The 24,203-nt window shown below is 72.5% G+C and carries 19 protein-coding genes; 5 read left to right on the forward strand and 14 right to left on the reverse strand.

Annotated features, from left to right (window positions below):
- Positions 1-142 precede the first annotated feature (142 nt).
- Entirely contained in the window at positions 143-1,507 is a 1,365-nt protein-coding gene (locus JK361_RS27105; RefSeq protein ID WP_201822600.1) for a hypothetical protein, read from the reverse strand.
- A 54-nt stretch (positions 1,508-1,561) separates the two neighbouring features.
- Positions 1,562-4,576: a glycoside hydrolase family 3 protein gene (locus tag JK361_RS27110; RefSeq protein WP_201822602.1), complete on the reverse strand. Its 3,015-nt coding sequence runs from the start codon at positions 4,574-4,576 to the stop codon at positions 1,562-1,564.
- 123 nt (positions 4,577-4,699) lie between these two features.
- Here JK361_RS27110 and JK361_RS27115 point away from each other — a divergent pair, with 123 nt between their 5' ends.
- Both JK361_RS27115 and JK361_RS27120 read left to right on the forward strand, forming a co-directional pair.
- A complete protein-coding gene (locus JK361_RS27115; protein ID WP_201822604.1) occupies positions 4,700-6,565 on the forward strand; it encodes a ricin-type beta-trefoil lectin domain protein in 1,866 nt (621 codons plus the stop codon).
- Between the two features lie 457 nt (positions 6,566-7,022).
- Positions 7,023-7,625 carry a GOLPH3/VPS74 family protein gene (locus JK361_RS27120; RefSeq protein WP_201822605.1) on the forward strand — a complete coding sequence of 201 codons (603 nt, stop codon included), beginning with the start codon at positions 7,023-7,025 and terminating at the stop codon, positions 7,623-7,625.
- 267 nt (positions 7,626-7,892) lie between these two features.
- On the opposite strand, the gene JK361_RS27125 is transcribed toward JK361_RS27120, so the two are convergent.
- The 7 genes from JK361_RS27125 to ureA all read right to left on the reverse strand — a co-directional run bounded on the left by JK361_RS27125 (position 7,893) and on the right by ureA (position 15,850).
- Complete coding sequence (locus JK361_RS27125) at positions 7,893-8,318, reverse strand: VOC family protein (RefSeq protein ID WP_201822607.1); 426 nt, start codon at positions 8,316-8,318, stop codon at positions 7,893-7,895.
- Between the two features lie 13 nt (positions 8,319-8,331).
- Positions 8,332-9,942, reverse strand: a complete 1,611-nt coding sequence (gene cimA / locus JK361_RS27130; RefSeq protein WP_201822609.1) for a citramalate synthase — start codon at positions 9,940-9,942, stop codon at positions 8,332-8,334.
- Positions 9,943-10,227: 285 nt separating this feature from the next.
- Entirely contained in the window at positions 10,228-11,550 is a 1,323-nt protein-coding gene (locus JK361_RS27135) for an MFS transporter (protein WP_201822610.1), read from the reverse strand.
- 38 nt (positions 11,551-11,588) lie between these two features.
- Complete coding sequence (locus tag JK361_RS27140; RefSeq protein ID WP_201822611.1) at positions 11,589-12,218, reverse strand: TetR/AcrR family transcriptional regulator; 630 nt, start codon at positions 12,216-12,218, stop codon at positions 11,589-11,591.
- 100 nt (positions 12,219-12,318) lie between these two features.
- Positions 12,319-13,392: an agmatine deiminase family protein gene (locus JK361_RS27145; RefSeq protein ID WP_201822612.1), complete on the reverse strand. Its 1,074-nt coding sequence runs from the start codon at positions 13,390-13,392 to the stop codon at positions 12,319-12,321.
- A 17-nt stretch (positions 13,393-13,409) separates the two neighbouring features.
- Complete coding sequence (locus tag JK361_RS27150; RefSeq protein ID WP_201822613.1) at positions 13,410-15,134, reverse strand: urease subunit alpha; 1,725 nt, start codon at positions 15,132-15,134, stop codon at positions 13,410-13,412.
- Positions 15,131-15,850 carry an urease subunit gamma gene (ureA, locus tag JK361_RS27155; protein ID WP_201822614.1) on the reverse strand — a complete coding sequence of 240 codons (720 nt, stop codon included), beginning with the start codon at positions 15,848-15,850 and terminating at the stop codon, positions 15,131-15,133. Before ureA ends, JK361_RS27150 begins: the two co-directional genes overlap by 4 nt.
- A 144-nt stretch (positions 15,851-15,994) precedes the next feature.
- On the opposite strand from ureA, the gene JK361_RS27160 reads away from it, so the two are divergent.
- On the forward strand, positions 15,995-17,467 hold the full coding sequence (locus JK361_RS27160; protein WP_201822616.1) for a cytosine permease: 1,473 nt from the start codon (positions 15,995-15,997) through the stop codon (positions 17,465-17,467).
- Here JK361_RS27160 and JK361_RS27165 read toward each other — a convergent pair.
- The 4 genes from JK361_RS27165 to JK361_RS27175 all read right to left on the reverse strand — a co-directional run bounded on the left by JK361_RS27165 (position 17,464) and on the right by JK361_RS27175 (position 21,358).
- Positions 17,464-18,552, reverse strand: coding sequence for a branched-chain amino acid aminotransferase (locus JK361_RS27165; RefSeq protein WP_201822618.1), 1,089 nt, complete (start codon positions 18,550-18,552; stop codon positions 17,464-17,466). The two genes, JK361_RS27160 and JK361_RS27165, sit on opposite strands and share 4 nt — an antisense overlap.
- 237 nt (positions 18,553-18,789) lie before the next feature.
- The gene (locus JK361_RS27170) at positions 18,790-19,833 is read right to left on the reverse strand and encodes a 3-isopropylmalate dehydrogenase (protein WP_201822620.1); all 1,044 of its coding nucleotides are present in this window, start codon (positions 19,831-19,833) and stop codon (positions 18,790-18,792) included.
- Positions 19,834-20,083: 250 nt separating this feature from the next.
- Positions 20,084-20,215: a hypothetical protein gene (locus JK361_RS42155; protein WP_262418346.1), complete on the reverse strand. Its 132-nt coding sequence runs from the start codon at positions 20,213-20,215 to the stop codon at positions 20,084-20,086.
- Between the two features lie 228 nt (positions 20,216-20,443).
- Positions 20,444-21,358 (reverse strand): LysR family transcriptional regulator, encoded by a 915-nt coding sequence (locus JK361_RS27175; protein ID WP_201822622.1) that lies wholly within the window; start codon positions 21,356-21,358, stop codon positions 20,444-20,446.
- 101 nt (positions 21,359-21,459) lie between these two features.
- Between JK361_RS27175 and JK361_RS27180 the strand changes: the two genes are divergently transcribed.
- Complete coding sequence (locus JK361_RS27180; RefSeq protein ID WP_201822623.1) at positions 21,460-22,455, forward strand: NADP-dependent oxidoreductase; 996 nt, start codon at positions 21,460-21,462, stop codon at positions 22,453-22,455.
- A 229-nt stretch (positions 22,456-22,684) separates the two neighbouring features.
- Here the strand turns inward: JK361_RS27180 and JK361_RS27185 are convergent, their stop codons facing one another.
- On the reverse strand, positions 22,685-23,224 hold the full coding sequence (locus JK361_RS27185) for a GNAT family N-acetyltransferase (protein ID WP_201822625.1): 540 nt from the start codon (positions 23,222-23,224) through the stop codon (positions 22,685-22,687).
- 83 nt (positions 23,225-23,307) lie between these two features.
- On the opposite strand from JK361_RS27185, the gene JK361_RS27190 reads away from it, so the two are divergent.
- On the forward strand, positions 23,308-24,186 hold the full coding sequence (locus JK361_RS27190) for an alpha/beta fold hydrolase (protein WP_201822627.1): 879 nt from the start codon (positions 23,308-23,310) through the stop codon (positions 24,184-24,186).
- The last annotated feature ends 17 nt before the right edge of the window (positions 24,187-24,203 follow it).

Below are 24,203 nucleotides of genomic sequence, written 5' to 3' on the forward strand. Positions count from 1 at the left end.
CCCGGCGGTGATTGGCAGATCGGTGCCGGCAGGTGATCGCAAAGGCGCAGGTCAGCGGGTTGTCAGGTCGTCGCCGGTGGCACGGATCCGCCGATCACGGTCTTGGCTGGGCGGGGGGGCGGGGGGCGGGGCTGTGCGGGGGTCAGAAGCCGCCGCCGAAGTCGCCTCCGCCGCCGCCGTCGAAGCCGCCGCCGTCGCCGAAGCCGCCCCCGAAGTCGCCGGCGTCGAAGTCGGTGCCGGAGACGTCGCCGCCCTCGTAGCCGCCGGAGCCGTAGTCGCCGAAGTCGCCGTAGCCGGTGCCGTAGTCGGCCGCGTAGGACGGGGTGGCCATCATGCCGCCCAGCAGCGTGCCAACGAGGAGGCCGGGCAGCAGGCCGCCGCCGAAGTAGCCGCCGGCCCAGGGCCCGTACGCCGGGCCCGCGTCCCAGTACGGGCGGCGGCCGTACTCCGTGTCGACCTCGCGGATCACCGGGTCGCGGCCGTCGGCCAGCCGGGTGGCGTCGGCCGCGCAGACCGGGACCTGGCGCGGGGCCCCGCCGGGCGGGGTCCAGGTCGCGTCGGTGGCCGAGGGGCCGTGCCGGGGGTCGAAGAAGCAGGGCGGGCGCCGCTCCGGGAGGGGGCGGTGCTCGCGCCGGGCGGCCAGCTGCGCGAGGGAGAAGCGGCCGTCCTCCACTGCCTCGGTGACCGAACGGACGTCCTCCGGTTTCGCCGCCGCCGCCATGCGCTGCTTGGCGGTCTCGTAGGCGTCCAGGGCACGCTCGTAGTCGGCGCGCATGGTGTCGTCGGCACCCGGTTCCGAGGGGTGGAAGTCCAGGCGGTCGAGTTCCTCGCCGAACGCGGTGATGTCCTCGTCCACGACCACCCGCAGCCGGTCCAGCGCGGCCCGCTGCTCCTGTTCACGGCGTCGGCGGCCGCGGCGGACCAGGGCGTATCCGCCGGCGCCCGCGGCGACCAGCACCACGCCCGCCGTGACCAGCGCCGTGGTCGAGGCGCCGCCGCCGTCGCCGGCCGAGCCGCCCCAGCTCTTCGGGGCGTGGCCGCCCATGTTGGCCAGGGCGCGGTCGGTGAAGTCGGTCAGCTGGGCCTTGGCGTCCTCGCCCTGGACGCTGGAGACCAGGTTCCGCCGGGCGGGGGCCGACATGACGGAGGAGTCGGCGCGGGCGTCGAAGCGGTCACCGAGGCGGATGCCGTAGAGGCCGGTGACACCGGTGGCGGATCGCAGGTTCGCGAAGAGGTTCGCCGTGGGGTAGCCGGCCGGGAGGACCGTGAGGAACAGGGGTTTGCCGGCGTCCTTGATCTGCTTGGCGAGGGTTTCGGCGTCCGCCGCGGACAGCTGGTCGCGGGCCGCCGGATCGACGTAGACCGGACTCTGGCGCAGGGCCCGGGCGATCGTGGAGACACCGGTGTCCGCCCTCACCCCGGGCGCGAGCGCGAGCAGGCTCGCCAGCACCAGGGTCAGGGCGGCCAGCAGTGCGGGGAGGCTTCGGGTCCGCGGCACGGCCTTCATATCTCGAAACTACCCGAAGCCTCCCCAAACCGGTCATTCATCCGGTCCCCGGGGTCACGCCGCGCGGTAGGCCTGCGCCAGCTTCTCCACCGCCTTCCCGTACCTGCCGGTCAGCAGCAGGTGGTCGGCGTCGGCGAACGGTGCCGCCACCGCCTCCGTGAGGTGGTCGCCCGCCTTCTGCTGGACCAGCAGCCGGGCCTCGGTCACCAGGGCGCGCCCGCTCCGGTCGTCCCCGTGCCGTTCGGCCGCCGCCGCCCGGGCACCGAGGTCGCGCAGGGTGGCGGTGCCGCCCTTCGGGACACGGGTGAGGGTGGTCAGGCCCCAGCCGTAGGGGAACTGGGGGTCGTACGACGCGTCGCCGACGTTGATCGGCAGCTGGGCCTCCGTCCTGGGCCAGGTGACGGGGAGCTGCCCGGTGAAGGGACGCCTGCCGTAGAGGACGTCGGCGACGCCCTCGCCCTCGGTGCCGGGCAGCCAGGAGGCGACCAGGGCATCGATCCCGTCCAGCCGGTCGCCGACGAGCTGCGGGCGGCCGGACACGATCAGCACCGCGCACTTCATGGCCGCGCAGACCTTGTCCACGGCCGCTTGGTCGGCCTCGGACAGGGACAGGGAGTGGCCGTTGCCGACGTCGCCGACGCCCTCGGCGTAGGGGGTCTCGCCGACGACGACCACGCCGACGTCGTAGCCGCCGGTCGGGGCCGAGGCGTCCTTGGAGTACGTGACGTCGCCGCCGGCCCGGCGCAGGCCCTGGAGGACGGTCGTGCCGGGGACGGTGTTCCCCGAGGCGCCCTGCCAGGTGAGGGTCCAGCCGCCGGTCTGGTTGCCGATGTCGTCGGCGTTGGACCCGGCGACGTACACCTTCTCGCTCTTCTTCAGCGGCAGCAGGCCGCCCGCGTTCTTCAGCAGCACCTGCGACTCGGCGGCGGCCCGGCGGGCGACCTCCCGGTGCGCCCCGGAGCCGATGGCGGCGGCTCCACTGGTGTCGGCGTACGGGTGCTCGAAGAGGCCCAGCCGGAACTTCTCGGTGAGGATGCGGGCGACGGCGTCGTCCACGCGGTCCTCGCCGATCCGGCCCGCCTTCACCTCGTCGGTGAGCGTGGCCGTGAAGTCCTTGTAGGAGTACGGCACCATCATCATGTCCAGGCCGGCGCCGACGGCCGTGCGGACGTGCGCGGCGTAGTCGCCGGGGAGCTGGTCGATGGCGTTCCAGTCGCTGATGACGAAGCCGTCGAAGCCCATGCGGTCCTTGAGCACGCCGTTGATCATGTCGCCGCGGGCGTGCATCTTCACCGCACCCTTGCCGTCGCCGGCGATGTCCAGCGAGGAGTACGACGGCATGACCGTGCCGACGCCCCGCTCGACCGCGGTGCGGAACGGCGCCAGGTGGATGTCCTCCAGCTGCTTGCGGGTGACTTCGGTGACGCCCTGGTCGACGGTGTACGTCCCCGTGGTCGAGGAGCCGTACGCGGTGCCGCCGTCGCCCACGAAGTGCTTGGCCGTGGCGAGCACCTTGTCGTCCCGGCTCAGGTCCTTGCCGTTCGCCCGGCCCTGGAGGCCCTGGATCACGGTCTCCATGGACTGGACCAGCGCGGGGTCCTCGCCGAAGGACTCGTAGGACCGGCCCCAGCGTTCGTCGCGGCTCACGCACAGGCAGGGCGCGAAGTCCCAGGGGACGCCGGTGGCGCGGACCTCGGCGGCCGTCACCTCGCCCGTCCGGTAGGCGAGCGAGGGATCCCGGGTCGCGCCGATGCCGATGTTGTGCGGCAGGACCGTGGCGCCGGAGAGGTTGTTGTGGCCGTGGACCGCGTCGACGCCGTAGATCAGCGGGATCTGGAAGCGCGTCGCCCGGGTGCGCAGCTGGAAGCCGTCGATCATCTTCGCCCACGCCGCGGGGGTGTTGGGCGTGGGTGTCGAGCCGCCGCCGGAGAGCAGGGAGCCGAGGGCGTAACCGGCGATGTCGCCCGGCTTGGTCATCGCGCCGCGCTCGGCCTGGGTCATCTGGCCGGCCTTCTCCGCCAGGGACATCCGGCCGAGCAGGTCCGCGACCCGTTTGCGGACCGGCAACCGGGGGTCGAGATACGGCAGTCCGTGCGCGTCGACGACGACCTGGGGGGTCTCGGCGGGGGCCTTCGCGCCGCTGACCGTGAGCTTCAGCGGGATGGTCTCGGCGGGTTCGGCCGCCCGGTCCCTGCGGGTGGGCACCGCGACGGTCCGGGTGGTGCCGGAGGCGGTGCCGGCCGGGAAGGTGAGGGTGCCGGAGACGGGGGTGTAGTCCGTGCCGGCGGACGCGGTGCCGTCCGCCGTCGCGTAGGTGACGGTCACCGGGTCGGCGAGGGGCTGTTCGCCGGTGGTGGCCACCGTGACCCGCACCTCGGCCGTCCTGCCCTCCCGGACGGGGACGACGGGCGCGTCGGTGGTGACGGAGGCGCGCAGCGCCTGGTCGGCCGTCCCGTACAGCTCGACGCCGTCCATGGCGAAGTCGCCCTTGGTGCCGGCCGGGAGGGTGAGGGCGTACCCCCACGTCTCCTTGAGGCCGAGGACGTGGTCGATGCCGCCGACGGGCTGGTAGTCGGTGCGGTAGACGAAGCCGGTGAAGGGGAGTTCGACCTGCTTCCAGCCGGTGAAGTCGTCGGTGAAGGAGGTGGTCCAGAGTTCGGAGGCCTCGCCGTTCGCGCCGCCGTCCTTGATCTCGAAGGCGATCTTCCGGCCGTTGTTCCGGCCGTCCCACCACAGGCGGATGCCCCGGTGGGCGGACCAGTCGTGGGCGGGTGCGGTGGCGGCGTAGTCGTGGGTGAAGCCGCCGTAGCCGCTGATGTCGTAGCTGCCGGCGAGCACCTTGCCGCCCTCGGGGGCGTCGGCGCGGTCGGCGAGACGGAGGGCGGGCGGGTCGTCGCTGTCGCCGCCCCAGGTGAAGATGCCCTCGGCGGGCTGGGCGGCGAAGGGGACCTCACCCTCGAAGCGGTCGACGGGGACGGGGGCCGGCTCGTCGGCGGCCCGCGCGGTCGCCGCCCAGGGCAGCAGACCGGCGAGCAGTGCGGCGGAGGCGAGCAAGGCGGTTCTTCGCATGGACCTTCCCTTGGCTCTCATGGTTCACTCATGGCTTAGCTCACGTCGTGAGTTAACTAGGGGCGCACAGACCGGTCAAGACGCCCCGTCAGCTTGTCGACCCGAGAGGAAGGGCGACGCACCATGAGGAGATCCCCCCGCACGGTCCGGCTGCTGCTCGCCGGGCTGCTCTCCGCCGCCGGTGTCAGCGTGGCCGCACCCCCCGCACACGCGGCAGGTGAGCAGGTCACCGCCTATCTCACCACCACCGACGACTCCGCCGGCCGGCACGTCGTGCGCGGCCTGGCCGCCCAGGCTCCGTTCGCCTTCCAGGCCGGGACGGGCGGTGGCGGCGAGAACATCACCGTGGACGAGAACACCCGCTACCAGACGTTCACCGGTGGCGGCGCGTCCTTCACGGACACCGCGGCCTGGCTGATGAACGGCAGCGGGGCGCTGTCCCAGGCGACCCGGGACGCGACCATGCGCAAGCTGTTCTCGCCGACGGACGGCATCGGCCTGTCGTTCCTGCGCAACCCGATGGGCGCCTCCGACCTGGCGCGCTACGGCTACACGTACGACGACGTGCCGGCCGGCCAGAGCGACCCGTCGCTGTCGAAGTTCTCCCTCGCGCACGACCTGGCGGACGTCGTCCCGCTGACCCGGCAGGCGCTCCGGCTGAACCCGTCCCTGACCGTGATGGCCTCGCCGTGGACGGCGCCGGCCTGGATGAAGGACAGCGGCTCGCTCAACGGCGGCTGGCTGAAGGCCGAGGACTACGGGGCGTACGCCTCCTACTTCGTGAAGTACCTCCAGGCGTACAAGGACCAGGGGATCGACGTCTCGTACGTGACCGCCCAGAACGAGCCGACCTGTTGTTCCGGCTATCCGTCGATGAGCTGGAACGCGAGCGGGCTCGCGTACTTCACCAGGAACGAGCTGCTGCCCAAGCTCCGTTCGGCGGGCCTGACCACCAAGGTCCTCGCGCACGACTGGAACTGGGACGTCTACGACTCCTACGCCGCCCAGACCGTGGACGACGCGGCCGTGCGCAGCCACCCGAACTTCGGCGGCATCGCCTGGCACGGCTACGGCGGCGACATCGCCGAGCAGACGGCCGTGCACGACCGGTACCCCACGCTGGACGCCTTCGGCACCGAGCACTCCGGCGGCACCTGGATCGCCGACCAGCAGCGCGAGGACATGTCCGACATCATCAACTACACCCGCAACTGGGCGAAGTCGGTGACCAAGTGGTCGCTGGCCGTGGACCAGAACAAGGGCCCGCACAACGGCGGCTGCGGCACCTGCACCGGCCTGATCACCGTGCACGACGGGGACGGCGCGAGCGGCACCGTGGACTACACCGTCGAGTACTACGACATGGGCCACCTGACCAAGTTCGTCCGCCCCGGCGCCCTGCGCATAGCCTCCACGGCGTCCGCCGCGGTGCCGAACGTGGCCTGGCGCAACCCGGACGGCAGCAAGGCGCTGATCGCGTACAACGGCTCGTCCTCGGCGAAGACGGTGACCATCAACTGGGGCGGTCAGCACGCCACTTACTCACTGCCCGGGAGGACCTCGGCCACCTTCACCTGGTCCGGCACCCAGTCCGGTGGTGGCGGCGGCACCGGCGCGCTCGTGGGACTGGCCGGCAAGTGCCTGGACGTGGCGGGCGGTTCGAGCGCCGACGGCACGGCGGTGCAGCTCTACGACTGCAACGGCAGCGCCGCCCAGCAGTGGACCGTGCAGGCCGACGGCTCGGTCCAGGCGCTCGGCAAGTGCCTCGACGTGGCCTCCGCCTCGACGGCGAACGGGGCCGGGGTGCAGTTGTACGGGTGCAACGGAACCGGTGCGCAGCGGTGGTCGTACGACGCGGCCACGGGTGACGTGGTGAACACGGCGGCGGACAAGTGCCTCGACGTCACCGACAACTCGTCGGCGAACGGGGCCCGGGCCCAGATCTGGTCGTGCACCGGGGCCGCCAACCAGAAGTGGACGCTGCGCTAGGCGGATCATGCGGCACAGGGGGCCGCGGCGGCGGGGATCGCCGGCGGGACCCCGCCGCCGAGCGGCCGCGGCGCCGTCGGCCTGCCGCTCGCGTGGCCGCGGGTCACGCCGGACGGGACGCCGTACGCGGTGTTCCGTCCGTGCGCTGCCGACGGCCGCACGCGCCCTCCCCGGGAGACCCTCCCCGGGAGGCGTGCCGAGCGGCGCCCGTCCGGCGGTCTGGGCGTGCGGTCGGACAGCTCGCCCGGCGGGCGCGTGTTGAGCGGCGCCCGTCCGGCGGTCTGGGCGTGCGCGGTCGGGTGGCTCGCCAGGGCGCGTGTTGAGCGGCGCCCGTCCGGCGGCCTGGGCGTGCGCGGTCGGGCGGCTCGCCAGGGCGCGTGTTGAGCGGCGCCCGTCCGGCGGCTGGGGGACGATGAGGAGGACCGCCCGTGCCCGGCCCAGCGACTCTGGAGTCCTCATGACGACACCGCAGGACCTGTTCCTCGTCAGCCTGGACATCCCCCGCGAGCAGCCCGTCGAGCAGGGCGATCTCTCCCTGGCGCTGGCCGGGGCCGAACTGATCGACCTGCTCGGCGCCCGGGCGATCACCCTGGACGACGGGCGGATCGTGCCGGGGCCGGTGCTGACCACGGGTGACCGGCTGCTGGACGAGGCGGGGGCCATGCTGGTGCGCCGGGAGCCGTACGAGACGGTCGAGGACTGGCTGTGGCGGCGCGGGCAGGGGCTGGCCACGGCCTACCGGGACGTCCTGGAGGCCGAGGGGCAGCTCACCGGGAAGCGGCGGCAGTGGTACGCGCTGCGCGACCGGGACGACCCCAGGGCCGACACCCCCGCCCGCCGGCACGCGGCCGACCGGTGGTGGTCCCACGAGACCGTGCTTGCGGGACTCGCGACCAGCCTGCGCATCCCGGACGACCGCCCGCCCGCGCCCGAACCGGACGACGAGGCGGTCGCCACCGTGCTGGTGGCCGTCGGCGACGCGGTGACCGAGCTGGAGGCGGTGCGCGAGCGGCGCCGCATCGAGAACATCGCCTTCGACAACATCTGGCGGGCCCCCTGAGCAGCAGGGGGATCACCCACGGGCAGCGGACCGGCTGAGTCCGCAGGAATCGCCCGAGGGCAAAACGAACCAGCCGAGCCGCAGGGAATCACCCGAGGGCAGAGGACCGGCCGAGCCGCAGGGGATCGGCCGCGCCTCGCAGGACCGGCCCGGCGTCACCGGACCGGCCGGGCGTCACCGGACCGGCCGGGTCACGGATCGGCCACCCCCCGCGGGACGGCCGCGCCTCGTCGGACCCGCCACGCCCCGCGGGACCGGCCGCGCGGCTCACAGGATCAGCTCGCCGAGCCCGAGCAGGTTTCCCTCGCTGTCCCGGAACCAGGCGCCGCGCTCGCCCCGCGCCCCTTTGCTCGGGTAGTTGCCCTGGACCTCGGCGATGCCGTCCCGGGTACGGAAGCCGGGCACGTCGACCTCCTCGAAGACCACCCCCCGGCGGCGCAGCTCCGTCACCACCGCCTCGATGTCGTCCACCTCGAAGGCCATCTGGGTGAAGGTGCCGGGCGAGGCCCCCGTCGAGCGGAACACGACGAAGTCCACGCCCGCGCACCGGTACAGCAGCCCGCCGGGCCGCTCGTCCACCGGGAACAGGCCGAGCTTCTCGGCGTAGAAGCGCCGGGCCCGGTCCAGGTCCCGCGCCGGCAGGCGGGTCGCGACGCGGGCCCCGGACAGCACATCACTCGCGTATGAGCTCATGCCTCCACTGTGGCTACCGAGCCGGCTCCACGCCCGCCCTGAGGAGGCCGTACGTGTACGCGTCCTCCAGCGCCTGCCAGGAGGCGGCGATGACGTTCTCGGCCACGCCGACCGTGGCCCACTCGCCCGAGCCGTCCGACGTGGAGATCAGCACCCGGGTGGTGGACGACGTGCCGTGCTTGCCCTCCAGGATGCGGACCTTGTAGTCGACCAGCTCCAGCTTGGCGAGCTGCGGATAGATCTTCTCCAGGGCCACGCGCAGGGCCCGGTCCAGCGCGTTGACCGGGCCGTTGCCCTCCGCGGTGGCGACGATCCGCTCGCTCTTGGCCCACAGCTTGACCGTGGCCTCGTTGGCGTGGGTGCCGTCGGGACGGTCCTCCACGATGGCCCGCCAGGACTCGACGTCGAAGTACTTCAGCGGCCGGCCCTCGACCTCGGCGCGCAGCAGCAGTTCGAAGGAGGCGTCGGCGGCCTCGTAGGTATACCCCTTGAGTTCCCGCTCCTTCACGCGCTCGACCACCCGGCCGACCAGCTCGCGGTCGCCGCCGAGGTCGATGCCCAGCTCCTTGCCCTTGAGTTCGATCGAGGCGCGGCCGGCCATGTCGGAGACCAGCATCCGCATGGTGTTGCCGACCAGCTCGGGGTCGATGTGCTGGTACAGGTCCGGGTCGACCTTGATCGCGGAGGCGTGCAGGCCGGCCTTGTGCGCGAAGGCCGACACGCCCACGTACGGCTGGTGCGTGGACGGCGTCAGATTGACGACCTCGGCGATGGCGTGGGAGATGCGGGTCGTCTCGCGGAGCTTGCCGTCGGGCAGCACCTTCCTGCCGTACTTCAGCTCCAGGGCCGCGACCACCGGGAACAGGTTGGCGTTGCCGACGCGCTCGCCGTAGCCGTTGGCCGTGCACTGTACGTGGGTCGCGCCCCCGTCCACGGCGGCCAGGGTGTTGGCGACCGCGCAGCCGGTGTCGTCCTGGGCGTGGATGCCGAGCCGGGCGCCGGTGTCGGCGAGGACGGTGGAGACGACGGCGTGCACCTGGGCGGGGAGCATGCCGCCGTTGGTGTCGCAGAGGATGACGACGTCGGCGCCGGCCTCGGCGGCCGTGCGGACGACCGCCTTGGCGTACTCGGGGTTGGCGCGGTAGCCGTCGAAGAAGTGCTCGCAGTCCACGAAGACCCGGCGGCCCTGGTCCTTCAGGTACGACACCGTGTCGCGGACCATCTCCAGGTTCTCGTCCAGGGTCGTGCGCAGCGCCAGCTCCACGTGCCGGTCGTGGGACTTGGCGACCAGGGTGATCACCGGGGCGCCGGACTCCACGAGCGCCTTGACCTGCGGGTCGTCGGCGGCCTTCGCGCCGGCGCGGCGGGTGGCGCCGAAGGCCACCAGCTGGGCGTGCTTGAACTCGATCTCCGCCTGTGCGCGGGCGAAGAACTCGGTGTCGCGTGGGTTCGCGCCGGGCCAGCCTCCCTCGATGAAGCCGACGCCGAAGTCGTCCAGGTGCCGGGCGATGGCGAGCTTGTCCGCGACGGTGAGGTTGATGCCCTCGCGCTGCGCGCCGTCGCGCAGCGTGGTGTCGAAGACGTGGAACGAGTCGTCGAGCTCGCTGGTTGCCGTCTCGGTCATGGTCTCAAGGCTCCTGTTGTCAATCCTCGGTCTTACCGGAATGACCGGCTCCACCGTCCCCCCAATACTCCCTCGCGCTCGAGTCCCGGCTGAAGGTGGGCCGGAAAACGAAAAAACCCCTCGCGGGTGCGAGAGGTCTGCGCGCGGGTCGAGAACGACGGTGGCCACCCGCACCTGGTCGTACGAGGTGGTCACTGCGGACCGGCGCGCCTGCTGCCAATAATCATGGCGAACGAGAGCACGGAGGCAGTCTGGCACAGCCCCGCCCCCGGCTCACCGCCCGTCTCAGGATGCGGGCGTGAGGCTGGACTCCCCCGGCTCCGCGTCCGCTCCCCGGCCGGCCTTCACCCGCGCCAGGTCCAGGTCCTTCGTCTCGCGCATGGTGACGTACACCACCAGGGACACGGCGGCGCAGGCGGCCACGTACCAGTAGAAGCCGGATTCGATGCCGCCCTTCTTGAACCACAGGGCCACGTACTCGGCGGTGCCGCCGAAGAGGGCGTTGGCGATGGCGTACGGCAGGGCCACACCGAGCGCCCGCACGCCGGTGGGGAACAGCTCGGCCTTCACACAGGCGTTGATGGAGGTGTAGCCGGTGACCACGACCAGCGCGAGCAGGGCGAGACCGAGGGCGGGCCAGTAGCCGTCGACGTGCTTGAGCAGGGTCATGATCGGAACGGTGAGGAAGGTGGAGCCGACGGCGAAGGTGATGAGCAGCGGACGGCGGCCGATCCGGTCGGAGAGGGCGCCGGCGAGCGGCTGGAGCGCGGCGAAGACGATCAGCGCGGTGAAGGAGACCAGGGTGGCCGTCTCCTTGGACAGGCCCGCGGAGTTGGAGAGGTACTTGGTCAGGTAGGTGGTGTACGTGTAGTAGGCCACGGTGCCGCCCATCGTGAGGGCGATGACCAGGAACGCCTCCCGTTTGTGCCGCCACAGGGCGCGCAGGGTGCCGCGTTCGTCGGAGTGCGAGGTGTCCTCCGCGTACACCTCGGTCTCCAGCATGCTGCGGCGCAGGTAGAAGACGACCGCCGCGCCGAGCGCACCCACGATGAACGGGATGCGCCAGCCGTAGCTGTGCAGGGCGTCGTCGGACATGGTGCGCTGGAGGATGATCTGGAGGCCGAGGCCGATGATCTGCCCGGCCGTCATGGACACGTACTGGAAGCTGGAGGCGAAGCCGCGTCTGGCCGGGTCCGACGCCTCGGTCAGATAGGTGGCGCTGGCCGCGTACTCGCCGCCCACCGACAGGCCCTGGAGCAGCCGGGCGACGAGCAGGACGGCGACGCCGCCGTAGCCGGCCACCGCGTAGGTGGGGGCGACGGCGATGAGGACCGCGGACGCCGACATCAGCGTGACGGTCAGGGTGAGCGCCGCCTTGCGGCCCTTGCGGTCGCCGACCCTGCCCAGCAGCCAGCCGCCCACGGGCCGCATGAAGAATCCGACGGCGAAGATGCCGGCGGTGTTCATCAGCTGGGCGGTGGGGTTGCCGCTCGGGAAGAACGCGCCGGCGAAGTAGGTGGCGAAGCTCGCGTACACGAACCAGTCGAACCACTCGACCATGTTGCCCGCCGAGCCGACCCAGATCTTCTTCCAGTGTTGTGGTCCCATGGGCCGGTACATGCCCGGTGGCGGAGTGATCGATTCCTTTATCCGGGCGTCCCCTGGGGCTCCACCGCGAGCACCTCGGTGATGAACTCCCCCACGTGCGTGAGCACTTGCTCCCGGTCGGCACCGCGCAGCCCGACGGCCACGTGGATGGAGAACCCGTCGAGCAGCGCGCGCATCCGCGACGCGACGCGGTCCGGGTCCACCCGGCGGAACTCCCCGCGGGAGACGCCCTCGGCGATCAGCGCGACCAGGTCGCGGTGCCAGGCCCCCTCGATGGCGTCCTGCCGGGAGCGTGCGTCGTCGTCGGCGTCCTGCGAGTGGTTCCACACCTCCAGCCAGAGCGTCCAGTGCGGGTCGCGGCGGCCGTCGGGCACGTACAGGTCGACGTAGGCGGCCAGCCGCTCTCGGGCGGTTCCGGGGCCGGTGAGCAGGCGGCCCCGCTCGGCGCCGAGGCGGCCCTCGCTCCACTCCAGGGTCCGCAGCAGCAGCTCGTCCTTGGAGCGGAAGTAGTAGAGCAGGTGCCCGCTGCTCATGCCGACCTCGCGGCCGAGCGCGGCCATGGTGAGCTTCTCCAGACCCCGCTCGGCGATCATGTCCATGGCCGCGGCGAGGACGTCCTCGCGGGGCGGGGCCGGGGTGCGGCGGCGGGGGGAGGCCGGGTTGCTCATACGGCGGCCACCGGGACGGCGCCGGGGACGGAGTGCCGGTGGCCGCGGGCCTTGCGGAGCAGCAGTACGTTCACCCGTATGTTCTACCCGACCGCCGTCGTCACCGGGTCTTCGGCTGCTGCTGCGTGATGCAGTGGATGCCGCCGCCGCCCGCGAAGATCGTCCGCGCGTCCACCAGGGTCACCGTCCGCTCGGGGAACAGGCGGCGGAAGATGCCGGCGGCGATCTCGTCGCGCGGGTCGTCGAAGCCGCACAGCACGACGCCGCCGTTGCAGAGGTAGTGGTTGATGTAGGAGTAGTCGGCCCAGTGGCCGTCGGCCTCCAGGACGGTCGGGGCGGGCACCTCGACGACCTCCAGCCTGCGGCCCCGGGCGTCGGTCGCCGACTTCAGCAGGCCGATGACCTCCTTGGTGACCTCGTGGTCGGGGTGCGCCGGGTCCGGCTGGTGGTGGGCGACCACGACACCCGGGCGGGCGAAGGCGGCGACGATGTCGACGTGGCCGAGGGTGCCGAAGCCCTTGGGGGTCCCCCCACGCCCTTCGGGCAGTGGGGGAGGGTAGTCGCCGGTCAGGCCGCGCGGCAGCCAGATCGCCTTGCTGGTGCCGAGGTGGGCGTGGATCTCGGCCTCGACCTCCTCCTTGGACCAGTGCGGGTTGCGCTCGGGGCCGAGCTGCACGGTCTCGGTGAGCAGGACGGTGCCCTCGCCGTCGACGTGGATCGCGCCGCCCTCGTTGACCAGCTTCGAGGCGTAGGTCTTCGCGCCCGCGAGGTCGGAGACGTACGCGGCGACCTTGGAGTCGTGCTCCCAGCGGGCCCAGTCCTGGGCGCCCCAGCCGTTGAAGGTCCAGTCGACGGCGGCCAGTTCGCCCTTGTCGCTGGTCAGGAAGGTGGGGCCGATGTCCCGCATCCAGGCGTCGTCCAGCTCGCGCTCGACCGTCTCGACACCCGGGCCGAGCAGTGCCTGCGCCTTTTCCGACTGGCCGGGACCGCACACGACCGTCACCGGCTCGAAGCGGAGGACGGCGCGGGCCACCGAGGCCCAGGCGATGCGGGAGAGGCGGAGGTCGTCCGGGTCGTCGAAGGTGGGGTTGGGGCTCGGCCAGGCCATCCAGGTGCGCTCGTGCGGGGTCCACTCGGCAGGCATGCGGAAGCCGTCGGCGGCGGGCGTGTTCATGTGAGTTCCCGGGGTCTTCAGAGGAAGTAGAGGCGGTTGAGGGAGACGGAGTCGGCGGGCGCGGAGCGCAGCGGGTCGCCGTCGAGGGTGACCAGGCCGGTGCGCTGGTCGACGTCGACCGCTCCGACACGGGCGTTCAGCCGCAGGTCGGCGGGCCCGATCCCGCGGGTGCCGCGCACGGCGACCCGGCGCCGGCGGGTGGGCATGCCGTCGTTGCCCTGGTCGACGGCGGCCTGGGCGACGAACGCGACGGAGATGTCCGCGGCCGTGGCCCCGTACGAGCCGAACTGCGGGCCGAGGACGAGGGGTTCGCAGGTGTCGGTGGCCGCATTGGGGTCGCCGACCACGCCGTAGGCCGGGAAGCCGGCCTTGAGGACGAGCTGCGGCTTGGCGCCGAAGTACTCCGGGCGCCACAGCACGATGTCGGCGAGCTTGCCGGCCTCGATCGAGCCGACCTCGTGGGAGAGGCCATGGGCGATGGCCGGGTTAATGGTGAGCTTGGCCATGTAGCGCAGGACGCGGGCGTTGTCGTCGCCCTTGCCGTCCCCCTCCATGGGGCCCAGCTCGGCCTTCATCTTGCCGGCCATGGCGAACGTGCGGCGGACCGTCTCCCCGGCCCGGCCCATGCCCTGCGCGTCGGAGGAGGTGATGCCGATCGCGCCCAGGTCGTGGAGGACGTCCTCGGCGCCCATGGTGCCGGCCCGGATCCGGTCGCGGGCCATGGCCGCGTCGCCGGGCAGGTCGGTCTTGAGGTCGTGGACGGAGACGATCATGCCGTAGTGCTCGGCGACCGCGTCCCGGCCGAAGGGCAGGGTGGGGTTGGTGGAGGAGCCGATGACGTTCGGGACACCGGCCATCTTCAGCACGTTGGGCACGTGTCCGCCGCCGCAGCCCTCGATGTGGAAGGCGTGGATCGTGCGGCCCTCCAGCACCTTCAGGGTGTCCTCGACCGACAGGCACTCGTTCAGGCCGTCGCTGTGCAGGGCCACCTGGACGTCGTGCTCCTCGGCGACCCGCAGCGCGGTGTCCAGGGCGCGGGTGTGGGCGCCCATGTCCTCGTGGACCTTGAAACCGCTCGCGCCGCCCTCGGCGAGGGCCTCGATCAGCGGTGCCTCGTGGGAGGACGAACCCCGGCCCAGGAAGCCGATGTTGACCGGCCAGGCGTCGAAGGCGTTGAAGGCGTGGCGCAACGCCCAGGGCGAGTTGACGCCGACGCCCCACACCGGGCCGAACTCCTGCCCGATGATCGTGGTCACGCCGGAGGCGAGGGACGCCTCCATGATGCGCGGGGACAGCAGGTGGACATGGGTGTCGACGGCGCCCGCGGTGGCGATCAGGCCCTCGCCGGAGACGATCGAGGTGCCGGTGCCGACGACCACGTCGACGCCGTCCAGGGTGTCGGGGTTGCCGGCCCGCCCGATGGCGCAGATGCGCCCCTCGCGGATGCCGATGGACACCTTCCTGATCCCCTGTACGGCGTCGATCACAACGACGTTGCTGATCACGACGTCACAGGTGTCGCGGACGGCGGCGGCCTTCAGGTGCAGTCCGTCGCGGGCGGTCTTGCCGAAGCCGGCCAGGAACTCGTCGCCGTACTTCTGGGCGTCGGACTCGACGCGGATGGTCAGACCGGAGTCCCCGAGGCGGACGCGGTCGCCGGCGCGGGGGCCGTGGGTGGCCGCGTAGGCGTGCGGGTCGACATGGATCGACCGGCTCACCTCGCGTCCCTTCGAGCGGCTCATCGCTGCTCTCCTTCCGTCGTGACGCCGAGGTAGCCGCAGGCGGCGGCCCTGCGCAGGGCCTCCTCCCGCGCGCCGGGCGCGTCCAGCGGCCCGTCGACCAGTCCGGCGAAGCCGATCGCGATCCGCTCGCCGCCCACGGGCACGAGCCCGACCTCCTCGCTCTCGCCCGGTCCGAAGCGGACCGAGGAGCCGGCGGGTACGGCGAGCCGCATGCCGTAGGCGGCCGCGCGGTCGAAGTCGAGGCGCGGGTTGGCCTCGAAGAAGTGGAAGTGGGAGGTGACGGAGACCGGCACGGCCGCGGTGTTGGTGACGCGGAGCCGGACGGCCGGCTCGGGATCGGCGTGCCCGGGGCCGGGGAGCAGGGCGCCGGGGGCGTCCTCGCCCGGGCCTCCCCCTGCTTCGCGGGGGGAGGCCCGGCCGATGGGGTCGGAGACGACCGCGAGCCGGGAGCCGTCGTCGAAGACGGCCTCGACCATCACCTCGGTGACGACGTCGGCGACGCCCGGCAGCACGTCCATCGGGCCGAGCACCGAGCGGGCGGCCTCGATGGCCTCGGCGAGCCGCCTGCCGTCCCGGGCGGCCTCGCAGACGGTGTCCGCGATCAGCGCGGTGGCCTCCGGCACGTTGAGCCGCAGGCCGCGCGCCCGGCGGGCCCGGGCCAGCTCGGCGGCTCCGAAGAGCAGCAGCCGGTCACGTTCCGTCGGGGTCAGTCTCACGACGCGGCACCTCCCTTGTCCTCCACAGGTTAGAGCATCACTCTAAACACAGAATTCATGAAACAGAAGCATTGACTGGGACCAGGCGTTCACGTCACATTGAACGTCGCTCTAACCAGTGGCGGCCGTCGAAGGAGACCAGCCATGCCGATAGAACAGCGCGGAGTCGACACCATCCCGGACGAGGAGCGGACCAGCGGTCCGCGTGACCTCGTGTCGATCCTCCTCGGCTCCAACCTCTGCCTAGGGGTGATCATCTTCGGCTGGCTGCCGCCGTCCTTCGGGCTCGGCTGGTGGGCGTCGGTGAGCGCCGTCGTGGCGGGCACGGTGATCGGCACGCTGTTCACGGCCCCGCTCGCGCTGGTCTCCCTGCGCACCGCGACCAACCTGTCCACGTCCTCCGGCGCCCAGTTCGGGGTGCGCGGCCGGCTGGTCGGCTCGGTCGTCGGACTGCTGCTCGCCCTCGGCTACACCGCGCTGACCGTGTGGATCGGCGGGGACGTGATGCTGATGGTCCTCGGCCGGCTCTTCTGGGTGCCGGCGGACGGGGTGTCGTACGCCCTCGTCTACGCGGTGCTCGCCGCGGCGACCGTCGCGGGCGCGGTCTACGGCTACCGCGTGCTGCTCGCCATGTCCCGGGTGCTGGCCGTCGGCATGACGGCCCTGCTGCTCCTCGGCGTCCTCGCCTACGCCCCGCACTTCACCACCGCCGCGCTGCCCGGGGCCGGCGGCTATCTGCTGGGCTCCTTCTGGCCCACCTGGTTCCTGGCGGCGGTGGCGGCGGGACTGTCCGGGCCGATCGCCTTCATCACCCTGCTCGGCGACTACACCCGCTACATCTCCCCCGCCCGGCACTCCGGCCGCCGCGTCCTGCACGCCACCTGGCTCGGCCTGGTCCTGGGGCTGCTGGTGCCGCAGCTGTTCGGCACCTTCACGGCGTACGCGGCCCGCGCGGCCACCGACTACGCCGGCCCGCTGGTCGCGGCCTCGCCCACCTGGTACCTGGTGCCGCTGCTGCTGGCCGCCACGGCCGGCTCGGTCGGCAACGCGGGTCTGATGCTGTACTCGATGGGCCTGGACCTGGACGCCATCCTGCCCCGTGCCTCCCGCGCCCGCGCCACCTACACGGTCGCCGTCGTGGCCACCGCCTGCGTCTTCACCGGCCACTACGCCTGGAACGCGCAGTCGGCGATGACGTCGTTCGTGCTCCTGCTCACCGCCATCGGCACCCCGTGGGCGGTCGTCACCCTCATCGGCTTCGTCCGCTGTCGCGGCGCGTACGACGCCGACGCCCTCCAGGTCTTCAACCGCCGTTCACGGGGCGGGATCTACTGGTACCGGGCGGGCTGGAACGTGCGGGCCACCGTCTCCTGGGCGGCCGGCGCGGCGGTCGGCCTGCTGGCGGTGTCCCTGCCGTCGTACGAGGGCCCGCTGCTGCACCTGACCGGCGGGGTGGACTGCAGCTTCCTGCTGTCGGGCGCGGTCGGCGGCGCGGTGTACCTCCTGCTGACGCCGGCCGCGGAACGCCGCGAAGGGGCGCTGGGCTCCGTACGACCGGCCATGACCGGCCCGCAGACGCCCGACGCCCCTTCGCGGCAGTTCGAACCGCGCGCTTAACCGATCTTGTGCATCCAGCCGTGCTTGTCGTCCGTCATGCCGCGCTGGATGCCGAGGAGGGCCTCGCGCAGCCGCTGGGTGACCGGGCCCGGCGTACCGTCGCCGTGGGTCCACTGGTCCGTCTTGGTCTTGGCGTGGCCGATCGGTGTGACCACGGCCGCCGTACCGCAGGCGAAGACCTCGGTCAGCGCACCGGACGCCGCGTCCGCACGCCACTGCTCCAGCGTGACCACGCCCTCCTCGGCGGTGTAGCCGAGGTCGCGGGCGACCTGGAGCAGGGAGTCGCGGGTGATGCCCTCCAGGATGGAGCCCGTGAGCGCCGGGGTGACGATCCGGTCGCCGTAGACGAAGGCGACATTCATGCTGCCGCTCTCCTCGACCTTGGTGCGGGTGACCGCGTCGAGGTAGACGACCTGGTCGCAGCCGTGCGCGGCGGCCTCGGCCTGCGGAAGCAGGGACGCCGCGTAGTTGCCGCCGGTCTTGGCGTCACCGGTGCCGCCCGGGACGGCGCGGACGTGGTCCTCGGAGACCCAGATGGTGACCGGCTTCACGCCGCCGGAGAAGTAGGCGCCGGACGGGGAGGCGATCAGCATGAACAGGTACTCGTTCGCCGGGTGGACGCCGAGCGCGGCCTCGGTGGCGAACATGAACGGCCGCAGGTAGAGGGACGCCTCGCCGCCGTGCGGCGGAACCCAGTCGGCGTCCTGGGTGAGCAGCGCGTCCAGGGCGGCGATGAACAGCTCCTCGGGCAGCTCGGCCATGGCCATGCGGCGGGCCGAGGTGCGGAAGCGACGCGCATTGGCCTCGGGGCGGAACAACGCGATCGAGCCGTCGGGCTGACGGTAGGCCTTCAGGCCCTCGAAGATCTCCTGGCCGTAGTGCAGGACGTGGGTGGAGGGGTCCAGGGAGATCGGGCCGTACGGGACGAGCTGGGCGTCGTGCCAGCCACGGCCCTCGGTCCACTTGATCGTCACCATGTGGTCGGTGAAGTGGCGGCCGAACCCCGGGTCGGCCAGAATCGCCTCGCGCTCGGCGGCGGCGAGCGGGCTGGCGGAGGGCTTGAGCTCGATCGTGGGCGTCGTCATCAGTGGTTGTCCTTCACCGGTTGTAGTGACGGGCCGCGGTCACTCCTGCCCGGACGTCGGTGCTAGGACGTCCGAGCATTCCCTCATACCGCGGCTCCGCGTTCGATTATCGCGCGGGCCCCGGCAGCGGACGGAATCGGGGTGAAGCGGCCCAGGGTTGATGGTGGCACCCGGCGAGGCACAGGAAAAGCCGCCGGGTGCGGCAGGCACCCGGCGGCTTGGTGGCAGCGCGGCGGGTCAGCCGGCTACGCGTACGGCGAGCGCGTCGCCGATCTCGGAGGTGCTGCGGGCGGGCTTCCCGGCACGCTCGGTGAGGTCGGCGGTGACCGCCGCGTCGATGCGGTCGGCCTCGGCGTCATAACCCAGATGGCGCAGCAGCAGGGCGACGGACAGGACGGTGGCCGTGGGGTCGGCCTTGCCCTGGCCCGCGATGTCCGGGGCCGAGCCGTGGACCGGCTCGAACATGGACGGGAACTCCCGGCCGGGGTTGATGTTGCCGGAAGCCGCCACGCCGATACCGCCGGAGACGGCCGCGGCGAGGTCGGTGATGATGTCGCCGAAGAGGTTGTCGGTGACGATGACGTCGAAGCGGCCCGGGTCGGTGACGAGGTAGATCGTCGCCGCGTCGACGTGGATGTAGTCGGTGGTGACCTCGGGGAACTCCGCGGCCACCTTGTTGAAGATGTTCGTCCACAGGTGCCCGGCGAAGGTCAGCACGTTGTTCTTGTGGACCAGCGTGAGCTTCTTGCGCGGACGGGCCTGGGCGCGGACGAAGGCGTCGCGGACCACACGCTCGACACCGTAGGCGGTGTTCACGGACACCTCGGTGGCGACCTCGTGCTCGGTGCCCTTGCGGATCGTGCCGCCGTTGCCGGTGTAGGGACCCTCGGTGCCCTCGCGGACGACGACGAAGTCGATCTCCGGCTGGCCGGCGAGCGGGGTGGCGACCCCCGGGAGCAGCTTCGACGGCCGCAGGTTGACGTGGTGGTCGAAGGCGAAGCGGAGCTTGAGCAGGAAGCCGCGCTCCAGGACGCCGGACGGCACCGACGGGTCGCCGATGGCGCCGAGCAGGATGGCGTCGTGCCGCTTGAGCGCGTCGAGGTCGGCGTCGGTGAGGGTCTCACCGGTGGCGTGGTAGCGCCGGGCGCCGAAGTCGAACTCCTTGGTCTCCAGCTTCACATCCTGCGGCAGGACGGCGGAGAGGACCTTGAGACCCTCGGCCACGACCTCCTGGCCGATGCCGTCACCGGGGATCACTGCGAGATTGATGCTGCGAGACATGCGGGCACCCTACTCCTCGTCCCATGGGATGACACGACCTGTCCGTCATGCGGACACCCGGACGGGTGGCGGGCATCGGCCCGTCGACCCACGTTCACCCGTATGCAGCAGGGGCGGCACGGCGAGATGGGGACGGCGCGGCGGTGAGGGCGGCACGGCGAGATGAGGGCGAAACGGCGAGATGAAGACGGCACGGCGGTGAGGGCCGCGCCGCACCCCGTGCGGGTGCGGCCCCCGGACGTGCTCCGGCTCAGTGGCCGGTCTCGCCGCCGTTGTCCCGGCGGTCCAGGGCGCGCTGGAGGGCGGCGGCGGCGTTCTTGCGGTCGGACTCGCTCGCGCGGGTCACGTGGCGGACTCGGCGGCGGACGATCGTCTCGGCCATGGGAATCGACTCCTTCGGCAGAACGCGGAGCACGGCGGTGCGGGGGGGTTCGAGACGCCGGAAGGGGCGGGGAGCGTCGGCCGCAGGGGGTTACCTGCACAGGGGCCGGCTCACGACCGCCATTCGCTGGATCGAGCGAGACGTTCGGCTTCTTCCAAGCTAAGGGAGCGGCCCGCATCTGTCTGCCCAATTACTCGGACTTCCTACTATCTGAGACGGTGGACTGGATCACACCGCCCTGAGCTGGGCTTTCGTGCGTTCGGGGGTACCTTGGCCGAGGGAGCGCAGAATGCGGATCAGGGCGCGCACGGCGGTCGTGGCGGCCAGTTCGGCGGTGGTGGCGTAGCCGATGGACCGGTGCGGGCGCCCCGGCCCGAGGTCGGTGACCTCCACCGCGGGCGGCGCCCCGGCGAGGGAGAGCGCGGGCATGATCGCCATGCCGAGGCCGCTGCCCACCATCGCCAGCACGGCCCCGTCGTCCTCGGCGGTGACGGTCGCCGCCGGGATCCAGTCCTGGGCGGCCCACCAGTCACGGGTGTAGGAGCCGCAGTTCTCCGCCCAGTCGACGAGCGGCAGCGAGCGGGGTGCCGGGTGCCCGGCCGGGTGCACCAGGGAGTAGGGCTCCTGGAGCAGTACCCCGCCGATCAGCCCCGCGGGCAGGGCCGAGGTGTCGCCGAAGGTGGCGATGCCGAGGTCGGCCCGTCCGGCGGCGACCTCGCCCGCGGTGCCGGGCCCCAGTTCCCGTACGACGGTGACGGTCACCTCGACGCCGGGGTGCAGGGCGGCCAGCCGCTCCAGGGCGGCCGGCACCAGATGCAGCGCCGCGCTGCGGAACGCGGCGATCCGCAGCGGGCCGGCGACCTCGCCGGTGTCCGCGCCCCGGACGTCGGCGGCCATCGCCTCCAGCATGCGCAGCACGCGCCGCGCATGGGCCGCCGCCCGCTCCCCGGCGGGGGTGGGCCGGGCGCCGAACCGGCCGCGCTCGAACAGCACGGCGCCCAGCTTCTGTTCGATGCCGCGGACGGCGTGGGAGACCGCGGACTGGGTGGCGCCGAGCCGGACGGCCGCACGGGAGAATCCGCGCTCGTCGGCCACGGCGACGAGGACACGAAGCTCCTGCGGGGCGAGATCGGCAGCTGACACGGGGTCTCCCACCTGCATGTATGAGGCCGGTTCATGGACCGGTGCGTTCCATGAACCCAACCCTCTGCCCGGTCCGCGCATTCCTGCCTACGGTCCCCGTCATGACCGAGACAGCGCTCACCGTGCACCAGACCGCCCGCCCCACCGGCTTCCCGACGGCCGGCCACTTCCGCTTCGCGGAGTCCCCGGTCCCCGAACCGGCCCCGGGCACCGCCCTCGTCGAGAACCTGTACTGGTCGGTGGACCCGTACCACCGCGAGATGATGGACGGCGACTTCGCGCTGAACGCCCCGCTGGAGGGCCGCACGCTGGGCCGGGTGGTGGCCTCCCGCAGCCCGTTCCTGGCCGAGGGGCAGATCGTCCTGCACCGGCGGGGCTGGCGCACCCACGCGGTGGTCCGATCCGAGGAGGTCCGCCGGATCCCGCACCACCCGGGTGTCCCGCTCTCGGCGTACCTGAGCGTGCTCGGCGGCACGGGCCTGACCGCCTACGTCGCCCTGACCCGGATCGCCCGGCTGCGCGAGGGCGAGGACCTGTTCGTCTCGGGCGCGGCGGGCGGGGTCGGCACGGCGACCGGCCGGTTCGCCCGGCTGCTCGGCGCGGGCCGGCTGACCGGCAGCACCGGAACGCCCGGGAAGGCGGCGTACCTGACGGACCACGTCGGTTACGACGCCGCCTTCGACTACCGCAGCGGTCCCGTCGCCGGCCTCCTCGCCGAGGCCGCTCCGGCCGGCATCGACGTCTTCGTCGACAACGTCGGGGGCGACCACCTCGGCGCGGCGATCGGCGCGCTGCGCGAGCGCGGCCGGGTGGTACGGGTCGGCACGATCGGGCAGTACAACACCCCCGACGCGCCCCCGGTGCGGTTCGACCACGCCGACGTGGTGGAGAAGAGCCTGCGCATCGAGGGCTTCGTGGTGAGCGACCACCAGGACGTCCAGGAGGAGCTGTACGACTTCGCCGTGCCGCACCTGCGCAGCGGGGCGCTGGTCGCGGACGAGACCGTGATCGACGGGTTCGGGCGGATCGTGGAGGCGTTCCTGCTGATGCTGCGCGGCGGCAACACCGGCAAGATCCTGGTCCGCGCGAACGCCTGAGCGGCGCCCCGGCCGACGTGCGGTTCCCTGATCGGCACGCGGCCTCCCGGCCGACGCGCGGCTTCCCGACCAGCGCGCGCCCTCCCTACCAGTGCACGCCCTCCCGATCAGCGCGCGGCCTCCCGATCAGCATGCGACCTCCCGATCGGCATGCGGTCTCCCGATCAGCATGCGGTCTCCCGATCAGCGCGCGGCTTCGCGATCGACTCGCGGTCGCTCGATCACCCCCTCAGGCGACGTCCCCGTCACGCCAGTCGAAGACCAGCTCGCCGGCCGGGTCGAGCGGTCCGGCCAGAGCCGGCCGCAGGTACACGTCCCCCTCCTCGTCCGGCAGCCGTACGATCCCGTCCGGCGAGAGGGCGTGCACCTGCCCGGGCCAGCGTTGCCATCCCCGGGCGGTGTACAGCCGGGCCCCGTCCTCGCTGGCCGACAGCGCGCCCAGGTCGTAGGCGCGCCCCGTCACCCGCTCCAGCTCGGCCATCACCCGCCCGCCGAGGCCGGTGCGCCGCACGTCGGCGCGTACGGCGACGGCCTCCACGTACCCGGTGCGCAGCCAGCGGCCCCGGTGCCGCAGGCGGCGCATCACGACCGCGCCGTGGGCGGCGAGTCCGGCCCCGTCATGGACGAGCGCGTGCATGCCGCCCAGCCCGTGCTCCCAGTCCTCGTCGGAGAGGTCCCCGTCGAAGGCGGCGTCCAACAGGTCGCGGACGGCGCGGAGTTCGGCCGCGTCGAGGTCGGCGGTGTGGGCGAGCCGAAGGTGAAGGGTCATGCCGCCAGTGTCGCACCCCCACCCCACCCCTAACCATTAAAATTCTCTTGACCGGTTAGGTGTGGGTGTGCTCGACTGCCTCCATGCCCACGCACCAGGTCCACCACCGCACCCTGACCGTCCGCGGCCTCGACGTGTACTACCGCGAGGCCGGCCCCGCCGACGCCCCGGTCCTGCTGCTCCTGCACGGCTTCCCGAGCAGCTCGCACATGTTCCGCGACCTGATCCCGCTCCTCGCCGACCGGTACCGGATGATCGCCCCGGACCACATCGGCTTCGGCCGCTCGGCGGCCCCGGACCCCTCCGCCTTCCGGTACACCTTCGACGAACTCGCCGCCGTCACCGACGAGTTCACGCAGCTGCTGGGCCTTGAGCGGTACGCCCTCTACATCCAGGACTACGGCGCCCCGATCGGCCTGCGCCTCGCCCTCGCCCATCCCGACCGGGTGACCGCGATCGTCACGCAGAACGGCAACGCCTACGAGGAGGGGCTCGGCGCGGAGGCCTGGGCACCGGTGCTCGCGCTGATCGAGAAGCGGACTCCGCAGAACGAGGCGGCGGTGCGGGAGATCTACACGCCGGACGGCGTCAGGTGGCAGTACCTGCACGGCGTACCCGACACGAGCCTGGTCAGCCCCGACAGCTACGAGCACGACTCCGCCCGGCTCGCCCGCCCCGGCCAGACGGGGATCCAGCTCGACCTGATCTCCGACTACGGCGCCAACTTCGCGCTGTACCCGGCGTTCCACGCGTACTTCCGCGACAGCCGCGTCCCCCTGCTCGCGGTGTGGGGCGCGCACGACGAGATCTTCGTGCCGGAGGGTGCGCTGGCCTTCCGCCGGGACCTCCCGGAGGCCGAGATCCACCTCCTGCCCACCGGCCACTTCGCCCTGGAGACCCACGCGGACCAGATCGCCGGGCTCATGCGGGACTTCCTCGGCCGGCGCCTGCCCGCGAGCTGAACGCACCCATGGAAACG

This window comes from Streptomyces musisoli (assembly GCF_016741855.1).
Classification (GTDB): Bacteria; Actinomycetota; Actinomycetes; order Streptomycetales; family Streptomycetaceae; genus Streptomyces; species Streptomyces musisoli.

Coding starts and splice junctions, on each gene's coding strand:
- JK361_RS27105 (WP_201822600.1), bottom strand. CDS start 1,507: ATGAAGGCCGTGCCGCGGACCCGAAGCCTCCCCGCACTGCTGGCCGCC.
- JK361_RS27110 (WP_201822602.1), bottom strand. CDS start 4,576: ATGCGAAGAACCGCCTTGCTCGCCTCCGCCGCACTGCTCGCCGGTCTG.
- JK361_RS27115 (WP_201822604.1), top strand. CDS start 4,700: ATGAGGAGATCCCCCCGCACGGTCCGGCTGCTGCTCGCCGGGCTGCTC.
- JK361_RS27120 (WP_201822605.1), top strand. CDS start 7,023: ATGACGACACCGCAGGACCTGTTCCTCGTCAGCCTGGACATCCCCCGC.
- JK361_RS27125 (WP_201822607.1), bottom strand. CDS start 8,318: ATGAGCTCATACGCGAGTGATGTGCTGTCCGGGGCCCGCGTCGCGACC.
- cimA (WP_201822609.1), bottom strand. CDS start 9,942: ATGACCGAGACGGCAACCAGCGAGCTCGACGACTCGTTCCACGTCTTC.
- JK361_RS27135 (WP_201822610.1), bottom strand. CDS start 11,550: ATGGGACCACAACACTGGAAGAAGATCTGGGTCGGCTCGGCGGGCAAC.
- JK361_RS27140 (WP_201822611.1), bottom strand. CDS start 12,218: ATGAGCAACCCGGCCTCCCCCCGCCGCCGCACCCCGGCCCCGCCCCGC.
- JK361_RS27145 (WP_201822612.1), bottom strand. CDS start 13,392: ATGAACACGCCCGCCGCCGACGGCTTCCGCATGCCTGCCGAGTGGACC.
- JK361_RS27150 (WP_201822613.1), bottom strand. CDS start 15,134: ATGAGCCGCTCGAAGGGACGCGAGGTGAGCCGGTCGATCCATGTCGAC.
- JK361_RS27160 (WP_201822616.1), top strand. CDS start 15,995: ATGCCGATAGAACAGCGCGGAGTCGACACCATCCCGGACGAGGAGCGG.
- JK361_RS27165 (WP_201822618.1), bottom strand. CDS start 18,552: ATGACGACGCCCACGATCGAGCTCAAGCCCTCCGCCAGCCCGCTCGCC.
- JK361_RS27170 (WP_201822620.1), bottom strand. CDS start 19,833: ATGTCTCGCAGCATCAATCTCGCAGTGATCCCCGGTGACGGCATCGGC.
- JK361_RS42155 (WP_262418346.1), bottom strand. CDS start 20,215: ATGGCCGAGACGATCGTCCGCCGCCGAGTCCGCCACGTGACCCGCGCG.
- JK361_RS27180 (WP_201822623.1), top strand. CDS start 21,460: ATGACCGAGACAGCGCTCACCGTGCACCAGACCGCCCGCCCCACCGGC.
- JK361_RS27185 (WP_201822625.1), bottom strand. CDS start 23,224: ATGACCCTTCACCTTCGGCTCGCCCACACCGCCGACCTCGACGCGGCC.
- JK361_RS27190 (WP_201822627.1), top strand. CDS start 23,308: ATGCCCACGCACCAGGTCCACCACCGCACCCTGACCGTCCGCGGCCTC.